Source organism: Pseudogemmobacter hezensis, from assembly GCF_013155295.1.
Taxonomy (GTDB): Bacteria; Pseudomonadota; Alphaproteobacteria; order Rhodobacterales; family Rhodobacteraceae; genus Pseudogemmobacter; species Pseudogemmobacter hezensis.
This window is the reverse complement of record NZ_JABJXT010000001.1, coordinates 113,912-129,823: the sequence shown is the minus strand read 5'-3', so window position 1 is coordinate 129,823 and position 15,912 is coordinate 113,912. Positions and strand designations below refer to the sequence as shown.

The following is a 15,912-nucleotide window of genomic DNA, read 5'->3' as shown; positions in this document are numbered from 1 at the left end:
CATGTGCCCTCAGGCATAGCGGCTGATCGCCAGATCCTGGGCGTCAATTTCCGGCGTTCTGCCTGAAACCAGATCGGCAAGCAGTCGGCCAGAGCCGCAGCTCATCGTCCAGCCCAGGGTGCCGTGGCCGGTATTCAGGAACAGCCCGTCGATTTTGGTCGGCCCGATCACCGGGGTGCCATCGGGCGTCATCGGGCGCATCCCGGTCCAGAAGGTGGCCTGTTTCGGATCGCCACCCGGGAACAGATCCATCACCGAATGCTCCAGCGTGCGACGGCGCTTTTCCGACAGACGGCTGTTATAGCCCGAGATTTCCGCCATACCCCCCACCCGGATCCGGTCGCCCAGACGGGTGATCGCAATCTTATAGGTCTCGTCCATGATCGTCGATTGCGGCGCGCGGGCCTCATCGGTGATCGGGATGGTCAGCGAATAGCCCTTGACCGGATAGACCGGCAGATCAATGCCCAAAGGCGCGACCATCTGCGGCGAGAAGCTGCCCAGGCTGACCACGACCGCATCGGCCTCAATCAGGCCTTTGTCAGTGACCACCCCGGTGGCCCGTCCGCCCTCGGTCTCGATATGGCGGATCGTCTCGCCCCAGCGGAAGGTTACGCCCCTTTCCGCGCAAAGCGCCGCCAGCGCATTGGTGAATTTGAAGCAATCCCCGGTCTCGTCCAGCGGTGTGCGCAGGCCGCCGACGATGCGGTCTTTGGCATGGGCCAGGGCGGGCTCGACCGCGATACAGGCCTCGGCGTCGAGCACTTCGCAGGGAATGCCATCGGCCTTCAGCGCTTTGACATCCTTGGCCGAGGCCTCCAGCTGCGCCTCGGTGCGGAACAGCTGCAGCGTGCCCAGCATCTGCTGGTCATATTGGATCCCCGTCTCCTGGCGGATCTGGGCAAAGCTTTCGCGTGAGTAATCGGCGATGCGCAGCATACGGCTTTTGTTGATCGCATAGCGCGAGGCCGTGCAGTTCCTGAGCATCTTGAACAGCCAGGAGATCATTTTGGTGTCGAGCTTCAGGCGCAGGATCAGCGGCGCATGCTCCATCATCACCCATTTGATCGCCTTCAGCGGGATGCCCGGCGCGGCCCAGGGGCTGCAATAGCCAAATGAAACCTCGCCCGCATTGGCGAAAGAGGTTTCCAGCGCCGGGCCGTTCTCGCGGTCGATCACCGTCACCTCATGCCCGGCTTTCGCCAGATACCAGGCCGAGGTAATGCCCACGACCCCACCGCCCAGAACCACGACCTTCATATGCCATCCCCTGTTGCCGGGCGGATCTTTTGCCCATGCCCGGCCTGTCTGCCGGCGCTAAGCCGGATTTAAGTGTCTGCCGACGTTAAGCCGGATTTAGGCGATGGTGATTGATCATTGATCGAATGTCCTTCGCATTGGCGCAATATCGTGCGAATGTGTGCTTTATATTCCAATAATCATGCGCGTGGTGCAGCATAATGTCTGATCTTGATCGTATCGACCGCGCTTTGATTCGGGCACTGCGCCGCGATGGCCGGATGTCTAATGTCGAGCTGGCGGGCGAGGTGGGGCTGTCGCCCTCGGCCTGCCTGCGCCGGGTGCGGATGCTGGAAGAGGCGGGGGTGATCCGCGGCTATACGGCGCTGGTGGCGGGGCCTGCCTCGGATAACCGGCATGTGGTGATCGTGCGCATCAGCCTCTCGCGCCAGACCGAAGAGATCCTGAACGCCTTTGAGGCCGAGGTGCGCAAGCATCCCGAGATCCGCGAATGCTGGCTGATGACCGGAGAAGAGGATTACCTGCTGCATCTTGAGGCCGAAAACCCCGGCGATTATGAGCGGATCCACAAAGAGATCCTGTCACGCCTGCCCGGGGTGACCCGCATCAATTCCAGCTTTGCCATTCGCAGTGTGATCCAGTCGGCCAGCCCGCAGCAAAGATGACAGGGCAGGGGGCACATGCCCGGGGCTGCCTTGCGTCTTTCTGTCGGGCCCGGAAGGGGGCCTGCGCGGGACTGTGTCGTGAATGTGGCGAAAACAGGACGCTGGTGCGAATCAAAAGGCGGGTGATTCGGCCCGTTAATCCCAGATAATGTTGCCTGAATGCGGAAAAAGCGCTCGATTTGGTCAGAATGGCGATGCTTTGATGACGCTGTGCCCGCGCCCTGACACATTCTCGCTGAAATTATGACGCATGGTTAATTCGCCCCCGGGTTGTCGCGATTTGTTGCCGAAACGCAGATAATTTGAGGCGGCCGCCTGGCGGGGTCGCCAATACCTGCGATTTTTCGGCAAATTTTATCGAAATTTGATCATAATCCGATGGGTTCACTGGAAAATTGTTTCCAGATTGAAATCAATCAAATCTGTCGAAACCTGGGCAGATTCCTCCTCTGGCCTATGTATTGGCCATGTCTGGGCCGCGATCTTGCCGCAATTCGCCCTATTCCCCCTTCACGGCAGCGTAAAGCGAAGGTAGATCATATCGGGTCAACTGCATGACGTATGGGCCGTGGGGGCGGTCGTATGTTGGTGGTGTGCCGTAAGGCACCGCATGGTGATCGAGAGTGCTGCTTACCGGGAAACCGGAATCCTGCTTTTGTGGGTTGGTCTTTTTTGGGCCGGCATACCCCTCTTCCCATCCACCTCCATTCGGCGGGTTTGCGCTATTTTGCGCGTTTGTGCCCGTTGCAGGAGTTTAAGAGGTCACGTCACTCCTGGCGTGATCCGGTGGTTTGGCGGCGGCGCGTAACGGTGTCGTCAGGGCGAGGATCTGAGATGCCAGTTATTGCACTTTACAATTTCGATGAACCCACAACGCATCTGATCCGCGATGAGGCAACCTCGAATGGCGAACAGAATGGCGGTCTGACGGGTGGCGCATCGGTTGATGGTGGCAATCTGGTCCTTGATGGTCAGACAGGCTATGTGAAATTCGACCCGCATGTGGAATTCCAGCTGCCCTCGGGCACGGTTGGCATCAGCTTTACGCCCTCTTCGAACCCGCTCAGCGAAAATCAGACGGTGGCCTCGCGCGATACTGCGGGCACCCATGAAGGCAGTTTCCGCATCGAGGTTACCCCCGATGGCGCGGTTGTCGTCACCAGCGAGGGCGCCTCGGGCGAGACCGTCTATACCACCGGCCCCGGCTTTTACGCGCCTGGCGACACCATTGACCTGGCCTTCTCCTGGGATGCGGGCGGTGCGGGTGGCCAGCTGAATGTCACCAATACCACCTCGGGCAGCACCCATTCCGAGCCGACCTCGCCTGACGTGACCCTGGTCATGTCCGATTACGGCCAGCCCTGGATCCTCGGTGGCGGCCAGGAAACCACCTCTGACCCGCTGAACCCTGTTGTGACCGACCATTTCGAGGGCACGATCGGCCATTTCTGGGTCTCGGACAGCGTGGATAACACCGGCAGCGGCGGTCAGCCGCCCGTCGCCAACCCCGACCTCGCCGAGGTCGATGAGGATGGCGTCGTTGATATCCATGTGCTGGACAATGACACCGATCCCGATGGCCAGCCGCTGACGGTGACCGATGCGACGGCGGGCAATGGCTCTGTCACCATCGGCCCGGACGGCGTGCTGACCTATCGCCCGAACCCCGATTTCAACGGCGAAGACACCATCACCTATACGATCACCGACACCGATGGTCTGACCTCGACCACCACCGTCACCGTGACCGTGCATCCGGTCAATGATGATCCGGTCGCCAATGATGATTTCGCCAGCACGGGCGTCGATACCCCGGTCGTGGTCTACCCGCTGACCAATGACACCGATGTTGATGGCGATAGGCTGACCCTGGTCGGCACTCCGACCTCGCCGAATGGCACGGTCGAGGTTCTGCCCGATGGCGGTATCCGCTTTACCCCGGCCCCCGGTTTCACCGGCACCGCCGAGATCGATTATGAGATCTCGGACGGCAATGGCGGCACCGATACAGCAACGATCCATATTACCGTCACCCCTGGCGGCGGCAGCAGCAATGACGGCATCATCATCGGTACCGATGGCGGCGATCTGATTGATGAAAGCTATGTCGATCATGATGGCGACCGCGTGGATGGCGGCGATGCGATCATTCCGGGCGATGGCCCCGATGATGATCGTATCTATGGCGGCGCGGGCAATGACACGATCTATTCCGGCCTCGGCAATGACACCGTCTATGGCGGTGAGGGCGACGACCGCATCTATGGCGGCCCGGGCGATGATCTGCTCAGCGGTGATGCAGGTGATGACACCATCATCGGCGGGACCGGCAATGATACCGCCTATGGCGGCGATGGTGACGATTACATCGACACCTCGAACTATGAAAACCCGATGCCGGATATTGATTACCCCGGCTATTACCCTGCCGATACCGATCCGAACAATGATCGCGACCTGGTCTATGGCGGCGCGGGCAATGACACGATCCTGACCGGGGATGATGCCGACACCATCTATGGCGGCGAGGGCGATGATCTTGTCTACGCCGGATGGGATGCGGATCTGGTCTATGGCGGCGCAGGCAATGACACGCTGATCGGCGATGAGGGTGCGGATACCATCTTCGGCGGCGACGGCGATGATCTGATCTTCGGCGGCCTGGACAATACCCTGGGCGAGGTTCTCGACATCCCCGATGACCGTGACCTGCGGCCGAACAACAATACCGACCTTCTGTTCGGTGGTGCGGGCAATGACACGATCTATGGCCGCGACGACAATGACACGCTTTATGGCGGCACCGGCGATGACCTGCTGTATGGCGGTATCGACGATGACCATCTGCATGGCGATGAGGGCGATGACACGCTGCATGGCGATGAGGGCAACGACATCCTCTATGGCGGCGATGGCAATGACGAGCTTTATGGCGGCACCGGCAATGACACGCTTTATGGCGGTGCCGGCGATGATGTGGCCTATGGCGGCGAGGGCGATGACGTCCTCTATGGCGATGCGGGCAATGACACGCTGTTCGGCGGCGCCGGCAATGACACGCTGTTCGGCGGTGATGGCGAAGATCTGATCCACGGCGGCGAGGGCAACAATGTTGTCTTTGGCGGCGCGGGCAATGACACCATCCACCTGAGTGGCGGCGGCGACACCGTCTTTGGCGGCGCAGATCGTGACACCATTGTGGTCGAGACCCAGGGCGCAGGCATCGGCAGCTTTATCGATGGCGGCGAAGAGGGCGACGATTTCGACACGCTGGATCTGTCGGATGCAGGCCCGCTGCGCATCGTCTATGACCCCGACAACCCTGAAAACGGCCGGGTTCACTTCCTTGACACCGATGGCAATGAGGTCGGGCATCTCGACTTCCAGAACATCGAGAATGTGATCCCCTGCTTCACGCCGGGCACCATGATCGCCACTCCGCGCGGTGAGGTTCCTGTCGAAGAGCTGCGCGCCGGCGACCGGGTGATCACCCGCGACAATGGCATCCAGGAGATCCGCTGGATCGGTGAAAAAGCGCTTTCGGGCCAGGACCTGCGGCTGAACAACCATCTGCAGCCGGTGCTGGTCAGGGCGCACAGCCTGGGCAATGGCCTGCCCGAGCGTGATATGCTGGTCTCGCCGAACCACCGCCTGCTGGTCGCCAATGATCGCACCCAGCTCTACTTTGACGAGCACGAAGTGCTGGTCGCAGCAAAGCACCTGGTCGGCTCGAAAGGGATCCATCAGATCGCTTCGATCGGTGTCAGTTATATCCACTTCATGTGTGACCGCCATGAGGTCGTGCTGTCGAACGGGGCCTGGACCGAAAGCTTCCAGCCCGGTGACTATACGCTGAAGGGGATGGGCAATGCCCAACGCAATGAGATCTTTGAACTCTTCCCTGATCTGAAGAGCCAGGAAGGTCTTGACGGATATCACGCCGCACGCCGCACGCTGAAGCGGCATGAGGCAAAGCTTCTGGCCCGCTGAGCCACACGGTTTATGCAGCGAATCTGATGGGTTACCGTTGGATGAGAGAAAAGAGGTCTCCTTCGGGGGGCCTCTTTTTTATGGCTGTCTCCGGGATTGTATCGTTTTGGCCTGGATGCTTTGATACAATGCCGCCTGCGCCCATCGTGTAAATTTCAGCCCGGCCACGGGCAGGGGCGCAGGCCATAAAAAAAGGGGGCCGGAAGATCCGGCCCCAGGCTCAGGGGTTCGTTAAGGCTGTCACCTGTCCGCTGCCGGCGTTCCGGCGCAGGTCAGGGCAGCCAGAATGGTTTGGCGGCTTCGGCGTCCCGGCTGGCCTCGCTCAGGCCAATATCCTGCAGCAGGCGTGTATCCAGCAAGGAAAGTGCCCGCCGTGTACGGCGGCGGTTTCGCCAGCCGGCCAGCGCATAGCCCAATGCGATCAGCATGCGCGACACCATAGGCAGGCTGGTCTGCGATGTGATCTGCGTGGTGCGGGTCTCTGCGACTTGCCAGGTCATGATATTTACCTTGTGTTGATACAATCTGGCTGCTAGGGTGTAAGTATGAATACAATGCTCGACAATTAACCGCCAGAGATACATTGTGCCTGATACAAGATGGCTGCCCGACCTGACCTCCTGGTCAGGGCCAAAATATCTGGGTCTCAGCCGCGCCCTGCGCGAGGCGATCCGCAATGGCGCTCTGCCGCCTGGCACCCAGCTGCCGACAGTGCGTGATCTGGCCTGGCGGTTGCATCTGACCCCGGGCACCGTGGCCCGCGCCTATCAGATCGCAACCCAGGAAGGCCTGCTTGAGGCGACCGTCGGGCGCGGCACATTCGTTGCCTCCAGCCAGCCGCGTCTTGGGCCAACCCAACCCCTTTATACCGAGCGCAAGCCCGGCATGTCCGGCTATATTGAAATGCGCCCGCCGCAGGTGCCAGAGGTCGGCCAGGCCCAGGCCTTCCATGAGGCGCTGACCGCGATGGCGGCGACGACCAGCTTGGGCTGGACCGATTACACCAGTCAGACCGGGGAATATCCGCTCAGGGCTGAGGTTCTGGCCTGGTTGGGCGACCGGATCCTCGGGCCTGCGACGCCTGATGATGTGATGCTGACCCATGGGGGGCAGAATGCGGTGGGGCTGGTGCTGGATTGTTGCCTGCGCGGTGACCGCCCGGTGATCGTGCTGGAGGAGCTGGCCTATCCCGGTTTCCGCTATGCCGCGCGTGCGGCGCGGGCCGAGGTGGTGGCCGTTGAGATTGACGAATTCGGCGTGATCCCAGCCTCGTTAGAGGCGGTTTGTCGCCGTCATGGCCCCCAGGTTCTGTGCCTGACCTGCGAGGCGCAAAACCCGACCACCGGGCGGATGCCGATTGAGCGGCGGCTGCAAATCGCTGAAATCGCCCGCAATTATGACCTGCAGATCCTTGAGGATGACTGCTATTCGGTGGCCGAAAGCGATCTGCCAACGCTGCGCGCCCTGGCACCAGAGCGGGTCTGGCTGGTCGGATCGATCTCAAAAACCGTCTCTGCGGCGCTGCGCTTTGGCTATGTGATCTGCCCGGCGGGAATGGGCGAGGCGGGACGGCTTTCGGCGCAATATGGGTTCTTCGCGCTGGCGCGGCCGGTCTCTGATCTGATGCTGCATCTGTTCCGCTCGGGGGCGGCGGCGCAGATCCGGGCCAAGGTGCAGGCCGAATTCGCCCATCGCATCCAGATCGTGGTGAACCGGCTGGGGGGCTATGACATTTCCTGGCAGTCGGGGGTGCCGTTCGTCTGGCTGAACCTGCCGCAGGGCTGGCGGGCCTCATCTTTCTCGCGCATGGCCGAAGCGCGCGGGGTCATGGTGCGCTCGGCCGATGAATATGCGCTGGTTGGGGGCAGGGCGCCGCATGCGATCCGCATCGCGATTCCCGGCGCCTTGCCGATCTGTGACTTCGAGGCGGGGCTGGATCAGCTGGCGGATCTGTTGGCAAACCCGCCCTCGGCGCTGGCGGTCTAGGCGGGCGATCCGGGGGCGTGTTGCGCCCGTCAAAGGGGGGTGGTCCAGTGTGGCATTGCGGACTCGCATCGTGATTTCGGTAGGTTAGCGGCTGTTCTTAAGATTGACGACGCGGCGCTGCCGTTGTCCGATGGGAAAAAAGAGCAGTAAAAGAGATCTCGAAATGGGACAGAATACCTTCTTCCACGCCCCCGATGGTGGCGCGGATTTTCTGGGCTGGCGCCGTCGCGGTGATGCGCTTGAGGTGGTTTATGATGATGGTGCCGCACGTCACATGATCTGGCGGGTCGAAGAAGAGGATGGCTTCGAAGAAGGGCATCTTTCGGACGCGCTTGAGGTTGCCGTCGGACAGCCCAAGGTTGTCTCGGCGCTGTATGTCGAGTTGCACAAGCGCGCCATTGCTGTCGAAATGATCAGAGGCTGAATTTTCGTGCAGTTAATCCCCCTGGCTGTGCACTTTTTTTCTGCTTAACGGCTTGCGTCGGCGGGTCAGGGCTTGCATCAAAGCCAGAGCAGAGCCAGTATTTTGATCAAACAGATGCTGGCCTTAAGATCGGCATATTGGGGGGATGATGGCGCGAACGAACTCCTCTGAGGCGCGGACCGGGTGGCTTTTGATAGCGCCACCAGCCGTGGTAACCTTCCTGCTGCTGGCAGCACCTTTGGCGACAGTTTTGGTCTATTCGCTGCTGACCGGCTCACGGGGGGCGGTTGACCTGCCGTTTACCGGCGAGAATTACTATAAGGTGCTGACCGGGCCGCAGTATCACATCGTGCTGCTCAGGTCGCTGAATGTCTCGGTGCTGGTGACGCTGGCAACCGTGCTGCTGGCCTATCCGATTGCCTATTTCGTCAGCTTTCACGTGCAGCCGTCGAAAAAGTCGCTCTGGCTGTTCCTGATCACCATTCCGTTCTGGACCAGCTACATCATCCGTGTCGCGCTCTGGCGCACGATCCTTGGTTATGACGGGATCGTGGACAGCTCGCTGATGGGGGTGGGGCTGATGGATACGCAACTGAACATCCTGCAATATGGCGTACCCTCGATCATCATCACGCTGGCCCATGCCTATGCGCCTTTTGCGGTGCTGCCGATCTTTGTCAGCCTGGAAAAGGTGGACCGCTCGCTGCTGGAGGCGGGGCAGGACCTGGGCGAAAGCAAATGGCGCACCTTCCTGCGCGTGACGCTGCCCTTGTCGATGCCGGGCGTGATCGCGGCGGTGCTGATCGTCTTCATTCCGACCGCGGGCGACTATGTCACGCCAGAGCTGATCGGCGGTGGCAAAGTGCCGATGGTGTCGAATTTCGTGGAAACACAGCTGCTTAAGTCGCGCAATTTCGCCATGGGATCTGCGCTGGCGGCAACGGCAATGATCGCGGTGGCCATTATCAGCGTCGGTTTCATCTTGCTGAACAAACGCTTTATCGGAGGCCGGAAATGACCAAAGCCCCCGGCCTGAAAACCTATGCGATCATCTATCTGCTGTTTCTCTACGGCCCGATTCTGATCCTGCCGGTCTTTGCCTTCAACAATGCCGCCGTGGTGGCCTTCCCGCTGTCGGGCTTCACCACCAAGTGGTTTGGCGAGATGTGGGCCGATCCGAACCTGTGGAAGGCGCTGAAAAACAGCCTGACCATCTCGCTTTCCGTGGCGACGCTTTCGACCATCCTGGGCATCTTCGCCGCGCGGTCCTCGGTGCGCTATCAATGGCCGTTCAAGGCGCCGGTGATGGGCTTCATCATGCTGCCGCTGGTGCTGCCAGAGATGATCGTGGCGATGTCCTTGCTGATCGTGCTGATGGCGATTGGCATTCCGCTGTCGATCTTCACGGTGATCCTGGGGCATCTCTTGATCTGCACGCCCTTCTCAGTCGCGCTGCTGACCTCGGCCTTCCAGTCGCTGGACCGCTCATTCGAAGAGGCGGCGCTGGATCTGGGCGAGACACCTGCCTCGACCTTCCGCCTGATCATTCTGCCCTTGGTGATGCCGGGGATCCTGTCATCCTTCCTGATCACCTTCACCATCTCAATCGATGAATTCATCGTGGCGAACTTTCTGGGCTCGGGCCAGCCGATCCTTTCGGTCTATATCTTCGGCCAGTTCCGTTTCCCGGCCAAAGTGCCCTCGATGCTGGCTTTGGGCACGATCCTGGTCGGCCTGTCGATCATCTTGCTTGCAATTGCTGAATATTTCCGCCGCCGTGGCATCGCCAAAATCGGTGGCAAGGATTCCGGAGGCTTCCTGTGACCGCTCAACCCAGCCTGTCGAAGAAACCCACCCCTTCGGCCGATCGCCAGACCATGATCGAGTTCCGCGATATTCAGAAATATTACGGCGATTACCACGCTTTGCGCGGGATCAATGGCACCATCAAAGCGGGCGAATTCTTCTCGCTGCTGGGGCCGTCGGGCTGTGGCAAGACCACGCTTTTGCGCACCATCGCAGGCTTTGAGGGCGTCGACTCCGGGGCCGTTCTGATTGATGGCCGCGATATGAGCGATGTGCCCGCCAACCTTCGCCCCACCAATATGGTGTTCCAAAGCTATGCGATCTTCCCGCATATGACGGTGGCGGAAAATGTGGCTTTCGGGCTGCGCCGCGATCCGCGCAGTAAGGCCGAGAAGGCCGCGGCGGTGGAAGAGGCGCTGACCATGGTCGGCCTCAAGGGCTATGGCGCACGCGCGGCCCATGCGCTTTCGGGCGGCCAGCGGCAGCGGGTGGCGCTGGCGCGGGCGCTGATCCTGAAGCCGAAAGTTCTGCTGCTGGACGAACCGCTCTCGGCGCTGGATAAAAAGATGCGCGAGCATATGCAGGTCGAGCTGATCAAGCTGCAGCGCCAGGTCGGCATCACCTTCATTCTGGTCACCCACGACCAGGAAGAGGCGCTGGTCATGTCTGACCGGATCGCGGTGATGTTCGAGGGCCAGATCGCGCAGCTGGCCGACCCGGAAACGCTGTATCGTCGCCCCAACAGCCGCAAAGTGGCGGATTTCATCGGCACCATGAACTTCATCCCCTGCGAGATCCTCTCGGAAAACGCGGGCAGCTATGAGGTTGATATCAAAGGCCTTGGCCGGGTGACGCTGGGCGCGGATCAGGTCGCATCGGATGAGAACAGCGGCACGCCTGCGGTGGGCCTGCGCCCCGAGGCGCTGACGCTTCTCTTCCCGGGCCAGTCCAGCGAAGAGCGTAAAGTGCCGGGCAAGATCGACGAGGTGATCTATTTCGGCGACATGACCTCTTACGATGTGTTCATCGGCGGCACCGATATCGAGGTGCGGCTGTCGATGCGCAACGTGCCTGGCCGCCCGGTGATGGATGTCGGCACCGAGGTGGAGCTGTCCTGGTCGCCCTCGGCGCTGGTGCTGTTCCGCTGAGATATTTGCCCTGCCGCGCCTGGGGGTTCCGGGCGCGGCGGGGGCGGGTCTGCCTCAGCTGGCCCCAGCCGGATTGTCTCAGCTGGATTGCAGATGGCCCGGGCCGCCGCTGATCAGCGGGTCGATCTGGCCGATCAGCGCGGCATCCTTGCCCTTATAGTCGATGCGGTGCAGCACCTGACGGATCGCCGCCAACCGGGCCCGGCGCTTGTCATCCGACAGGATCACCGTCCAGGGCGCGTGCTCGCTATGGCTGCGCTCCAGCGTTTCCGTGATCGCCTGTGAGTATTCGTCCCATTTCGCCAGCCCCTCGATATCAATCGGGGACAGCTTCCATTGCTTCAGCGGGTCTTGCTCACGTTCCATGAAGCGGCGCAGCTGTTCGGCGCGGCCAACCTCAAGCCAGAGCTTGATCAGGATCACGCCCTCATCGACCAGCATATGCTCAAACTCGGGCACCTGGCGGAAGAAGGTGGCGCGTTCCGCATCCGAGCAAAAGCCAAAGACCTTTTCCACCACGCCGCGATTGTACCAGCTGCGGTCAAAAAGCACCATTTCGCCTTTGGCGGGCAGCCAGTCGATATAGCGCTGAAAATACCACTGGCCCTTTTCCCGGTCTGAGGGGGCGGGCAGGGCGACCACATTGGCGACGCGCGGGTTCAGGTTTTCCCGAAAGCGCGCAATCGTGCCGCCTTTTCCGGCTGCATCGCGCCCCTCAAAGATCACCACGATCCGCTTGCCGCTGGCTTTGACATCGGCCTGAAGGCGGACCAGCTGACGCTGCAGGCCCTCCATCGCGGTGTCATAGTCTTTGCGGCCCATTTCCTGATCATAGGGGAAACCGGGGGTCAGGATGTCATCCTTGCCCGCTTTCTCAATCGCCTGGCGGATGGATTTCGGCGCGGACTTTTGGAAATAGCGGCTGATCGCGCCATCAAAGGGCAGATCATCATTCTTCTTTGCCATGTCGCGCCCCTTTATACGGCCTCAGCGGCCGATTTTATCCATGTCAAAATGTGTGGTCTGATAGATTTCATTGATCCAGTTGCCATAAAGCAGATGCGCATGGCTGCGCCAGCGATTGCGCGGCCGCTGGCTGGGATCATTGCCGGGATAGTAATGCGAAGGCACATTGATCGGGGTGCCATTGGCCACGTCTCGGTCATATTCCTGCTTCAGCGTGTCATTTTCATATTCAAAATGATTGAATATATAAAGTGCACGCCGCTTTTCATCCTCGACCAGGCAGGGGCCGGTCTCTTTGCTGTCGAGCAAGATTTTCATCCCGTCAACCCCTTCGATTTCCTCACGTTTCATTTCGGTCCAGCGCGAGACCGGGATAAAACAGTCATCCGAAAATCCACGCAGATAATGCGAGGCGGGGGCGACATTGTCCTGCAGGAAACAGCCAAAGGCCTTTTGCGGCAGGATGTGTTTTTTGACGCCGTGAAAATGGTTGATCATTGCCATCCCGCCCCAGCAGACGCCAAAGGTGGAATGGACATTGGTCTGTGTCCAGTCAAAGACCTGGCGCAATTCCTCCCAATAGGTGACCTGGTCGAATTCCAGATGTTCAATCGGGGCGCCGGTAATGATCAGCCCGTCGAATTTCTCATCCTTTACCTCCTGGAAGGGGCGGTAAAAGGTCTCCATATGTTCGGCGGCGGTGTTTTTGGTCTGATGTTCAGACATGCGGATCAGTGAAAGGTCGATCTGCAAAGGCGTGGCCCCGATCAGACGCGCGAACTGGTTCTCGGTCTGGATCTTTTTCGGCATCAGATTGAGCAGGCCGATTTTCAAAGGCCGAATATCCTGCCGCGCCGCGCGCTCGGGCGACATGACCATCACGCCCTCGTCTTGCAGGACGCGGTAGGCGGGAAGGGTCTCTGGCAGGGTGATCGGCATGGCTTTTCCTTGAATTTCGCCTGTTTGCGGGAAGAACCTGACCTAGGCGTCGGGGGCCTTGCGGTCAATGGCGCGGGCGATCAAAGCGTCGAAATCTGCGGGGCTTTTGACCAGAGCGACCTCTTCGGCGGTGACGGTGACACCCCATTCGGCCATCGCGGCATAGCGGGGCTGACGATGGGCCAGCGCCTTTGCATAGGTCCAGCGCACGAAATGGTCGGGGTCGCAGCTGTCTTCGGTGACGTTATGGCTGGTGCGATATTCTTCCCACATGCGGGTCAGGAAATCGGGCTGGTAATACATCGGCTTTGGCGCGCGGTCAAAGCGGCGGACCAGTTCTTCGGTATGGGCGTCAGAGCCTTTGATCCAGACCATCAGCAGGGTTTTCGACAGCTGCGACAGCACCGGATCCTGCGGATCCCATGGATTGACCACCTCACAGACCGAGCCCGAGGTGTCGCAGACAAAGTTGCGATAGCCGTAAAGATCGCCCGCGCGGGCGATGAAGGGGCGGGTGTCGAGGGTGGCGTCGATCTCGGCCTGGCGGTGCTGATCCTGGCGTTTCATATACTCAGCAAAGGGCAGGCCGCCTTTGGCCGGATCGCCCGGCTTGCCGAGATAGGTTGAGAGGGGCGCGAGATTGTTGAAGGTGATATTCGAGGCGATATAGACGGAATCCGACATCAGCAGCTCGCGCAGGAGCGGCACTTTCATCGCCTCGCGTTTGAAGTTGTCAGCGATATATTCGCCCATATAGCGGGTGCCGATGCGGTAATCGACCGAGTAATGGAACCAGCCGCCGCGATCTGCGGGGGCGTTGCGCAGCATGTTTGAGAGATAGGTCTTGCCCAGCCCTGACATCCCAAAAAGCAGGACCCGCTTTTCGCTCGCTTCGAGATAGGTTTCGCCGGAGGGATAGATCATGAAACGGCCTTTTTGCGCGGGTTCGGCCATTGGAATAATCGCAAGGCTGTGGCCCTGCAATGGCAAAGGGGGGGGTGTCGGATGGGGGCCGCCGTCGGGCGCGGCCATTGAGGCCGCTGCGACGGCTGCTGCCGCGTGCCAGGGGGCGGGCGTTGTTTCTTTTGAACCGCGCGGAATTGAAAAAGGCGCCCGATGGGGCGCCTTTGGGTGCTTTGCCTATTCCAGCTCGATCGTGCCTGGCGGCTTTGAGGTGAGGTCGTAGAACACACGGTTCACGCCTTTCACCTCATTGATGATGCGGGTCATCGTCTCGCCGAGGAAGTCATGCGTGAAGGGGTAGGTGTCGGCGGTCATGCCGTCAACGGATGTGACCGCGCGGATCGAGACAGCGTAGTCATAGGTGCGCCCGTCGCCCATCACGCCCACGGTTTTCATCGGCAGGATCGCGGCAAAGGCCTGCCAGATCTCATCATAGAGGCCGTGTTTGCGGATCTGGTCGATATAGACGGCGTCGGCCTCGCGCAGGATGGCCAGTTTCTCGCGGGTGATCTCGCCCGGGCAGCGGATCGCAAGGCCCGGGCCGGGGAAGGGGTGGCGGCCGATGAACGATGCGGGCAGGCCCAGCTCGCGGCCCAAAGCGCGGACTTCGTCCTTGAACAGCTCGCGCAGCGGTTCGACCAGTTTCAGGCCCATCTTTTCCGGCAGGCCGCCGACGTTGTGGTGCGATTTGATGGTGACCGAAGGGCCGCCCGAGAAGGAGACGGATTCGATCACATCGGGGTAAAGGGTGCCCTGGGCCAGGAACTCTGCGCCCTCGATCTGGTTCGCGTATTTCTGGAACACCTCGATGAAGAGGCGGCCGATGGTTTTGCGTTTGACCTCGGGGTCTGAGATGCCTTCGAGGGCATTCAGGAACAGATCCGATTCATCCGCCGCGATCAGTTTGATCTTGTAGTTGTCGCGGAACATTTTGACGACTTCCGCCGCCTCGTTCTTGCGCAAGAGGCCGTGGTCGACAAAGACGCAGGTCAGCTGGTCGCCGATTGCCTCATGGATCAGGATCGCCGCGACCGAGCTGTCAACGCCGCCAGAAAGGCCGCAGATCACCTGTTTGTCGCCGACCTGGGCGCGGATTTTGGCGATGGCCTCTTCGCGGTAGCCCGCCATCGTCCAGTCGCCGGTAAAGCCCGCCAGACGCACGAAATTCTCATAGAGTTTCGCGCCTTTGGGGGTGTGGTGCACCTCGGGGTGGAACTGCACGGCATAGAAGCGGCGCGCGGGATCGGCGGTGATCGCAAAGGGCGCATTGGGCGAGGTGCCATAGACCTCAAAGCCCGGTGCGATCTTCGAGACATGGTCGCCGTGCGACATCCAGACCTGCTCGTCGCCGGCCTGGAACCAGCCGTCGAGGATCTCGAGGTCGGGGCCTTTGCGGGTCACGAAGGCGCGGCCAAACTCGGCGGTGCCATGGCCGGATTCGACCAGGCCGCCCAGTTGCTGCATCATGGTCTGCTGACCATAGCAGATGCCAAGGACGGGGATGCCCGCCGTCCAGAGGCCCTCGGGCGCGCGGGGGCTGCCCTCACGGGTCACCGAATCCGGGCCGCCCGACAGGATCACGGCCTTTGGCGCGAAGTCCTTCAGGAAGGCGTCGGTGACGCTTTGATAGGGGTGGATTTCGCAATACACGCTCAGCTCGCGCAGACGGCGGGCGATGAGCTGGGTGACTTGCGAACCGAAGTCGATGATGAGGAGGCGCTGAGGCTGGGAGATCAGGGGCTGGGTCATGGCTTCGCCATAGGTC

At 60.7% G+C, this 15,912-nt stretch carries 13 protein-coding genes; 7 read left to right on the top strand and 6 right to left on the bottom strand.

What is annotated here, in order from left to right; translation table 11 throughout:
* Positions 1–9: 9 nt before the first annotated feature.
* On the bottom strand, positions 10–1,260 hold the full coding sequence (locus HOY34_RS00605) for a D-amino acid dehydrogenase (protein WP_172359376.1): 1,251 nt from the start codon (positions 1,258–1,260) through the stop codon (positions 10–12).
* A gap of 200 nt (positions 1,261–1,460) precedes the next feature.
* On the opposite strand from HOY34_RS00605, the gene HOY34_RS00600 reads away from it, so the two are divergent.
* Positions 1,461–1,925: an Lrp/AsnC family transcriptional regulator gene (locus HOY34_RS00600; RefSeq protein ID WP_172359375.1), complete on the top strand. Its 465-nt coding sequence runs from the start codon at positions 1,461–1,463 to the stop codon at positions 1,923–1,925.
* A gap of 834 nt (positions 1,926–2,759) precedes the next feature.
* Entirely contained in the window at positions 2,760–5,915 is a 3,156-nt protein-coding gene (locus HOY34_RS00595; RefSeq protein WP_216654595.1) for a Hint domain-containing protein, read from the top strand.
* 272 nt (positions 5,916–6,187) lie between these two features.
* Here the strand turns inward: HOY34_RS00595 and HOY34_RS00590 are convergent, their stop codons facing one another.
* Positions 6,188–6,415, bottom strand: a complete 228-nt coding sequence (locus HOY34_RS00590) for a DUF1127 domain-containing protein (protein WP_172359374.1) — start codon at positions 6,413–6,415, stop codon at positions 6,188–6,190.
* Positions 6,416–6,500: 85 nt separating this feature from the next.
* Here HOY34_RS00590 and HOY34_RS00585 point away from each other — a divergent pair, with 85 nt between their 5' ends.
* The 5 genes from HOY34_RS00585 to HOY34_RS00565 all read left to right on the top strand — a co-directional run bounded on the left by HOY34_RS00585 (position 6,501) and on the right by HOY34_RS00565 (position 11,279).
* Positions 6,501–7,901, top strand: coding sequence for an aminotransferase-like domain-containing protein (locus HOY34_RS00585; RefSeq protein ID WP_172359373.1), 1,401 nt, complete (start codon positions 6,501–6,503; stop codon positions 7,899–7,901).
* A gap of 163 nt (positions 7,902–8,064) precedes the next feature.
* The gene (locus HOY34_RS00580) at positions 8,065–8,325 is read left to right on the top strand and encodes a hypothetical protein (protein WP_172359372.1); all 261 of its coding nucleotides are present in this window, start codon (positions 8,065–8,067) and stop codon (positions 8,323–8,325) included.
* Positions 8,326–8,473: 148 nt separating this feature from the next.
* The gene (locus HOY34_RS00575; protein WP_436644939.1) at positions 8,474–9,343 is read left to right on the top strand and encodes an ABC transporter permease; all 870 of its coding nucleotides are present in this window, start codon (positions 8,474–8,476) and stop codon (positions 9,341–9,343) included.
* The gene (locus HOY34_RS00570; protein ID WP_172359370.1) at positions 9,340–10,149 is read left to right on the top strand and encodes an ABC transporter permease; all 810 of its coding nucleotides are present in this window, start codon (positions 9,340–9,342) and stop codon (positions 10,147–10,149) included. The genes HOY34_RS00575 and HOY34_RS00570 overlap by 4 nt, the downstream gene beginning before the upstream one ends.
* A 53-nt stretch (positions 10,150–10,202) precedes the next feature.
* Positions 10,203–11,279: an ABC transporter ATP-binding protein gene (locus HOY34_RS00565; RefSeq protein ID WP_172359633.1), complete on the top strand. Its 1,077-nt coding sequence runs from the start codon at positions 10,203–10,205 to the stop codon at positions 11,277–11,279.
* Between the two features lie 78 nt (positions 11,280–11,357).
* Here the strand turns inward: HOY34_RS00565 and ppk2 are convergent, their stop codons facing one another.
* The 4 genes from ppk2 to guaA all read right to left on the bottom strand — a co-directional run bounded on the left by ppk2 (position 11,358) and on the right by guaA (position 15,881).
* Positions 11,358–12,245, bottom strand: a complete 888-nt coding sequence (ppk2, locus tag HOY34_RS00560; RefSeq protein ID WP_172359369.1) for a polyphosphate kinase 2 — start codon at positions 12,243–12,245, stop codon at positions 11,358–11,360.
* Between the two features lie 21 nt (positions 12,246–12,266).
* Positions 12,267–13,184 carry a homoserine O-acetyltransferase MetA gene (metA, locus tag HOY34_RS00555; protein WP_172359368.1) on the bottom strand — a complete coding sequence of 306 codons (918 nt, stop codon included), beginning with the start codon at positions 13,182–13,184 and terminating at the stop codon, positions 12,267–12,269.
* Positions 13,185–13,226: 42 nt separating this feature from the next.
* Positions 13,227–14,108 (bottom strand): ATPase, encoded by an 882-nt coding sequence (locus tag HOY34_RS00550; RefSeq protein WP_172359367.1) that lies wholly within the window; start codon positions 14,106–14,108, stop codon positions 13,227–13,229.
* 216 nt (positions 14,109–14,324) lie between these two features.
* On the bottom strand, positions 14,325–15,881 hold the full coding sequence (gene guaA, locus HOY34_RS00545) for a glutamine-hydrolyzing GMP synthase (protein WP_172359632.1): 1,557 nt from the start codon (positions 15,879–15,881) through the stop codon (positions 14,325–14,327).
* Positions 15,882–15,912: the final 31 nt, after the last annotated feature.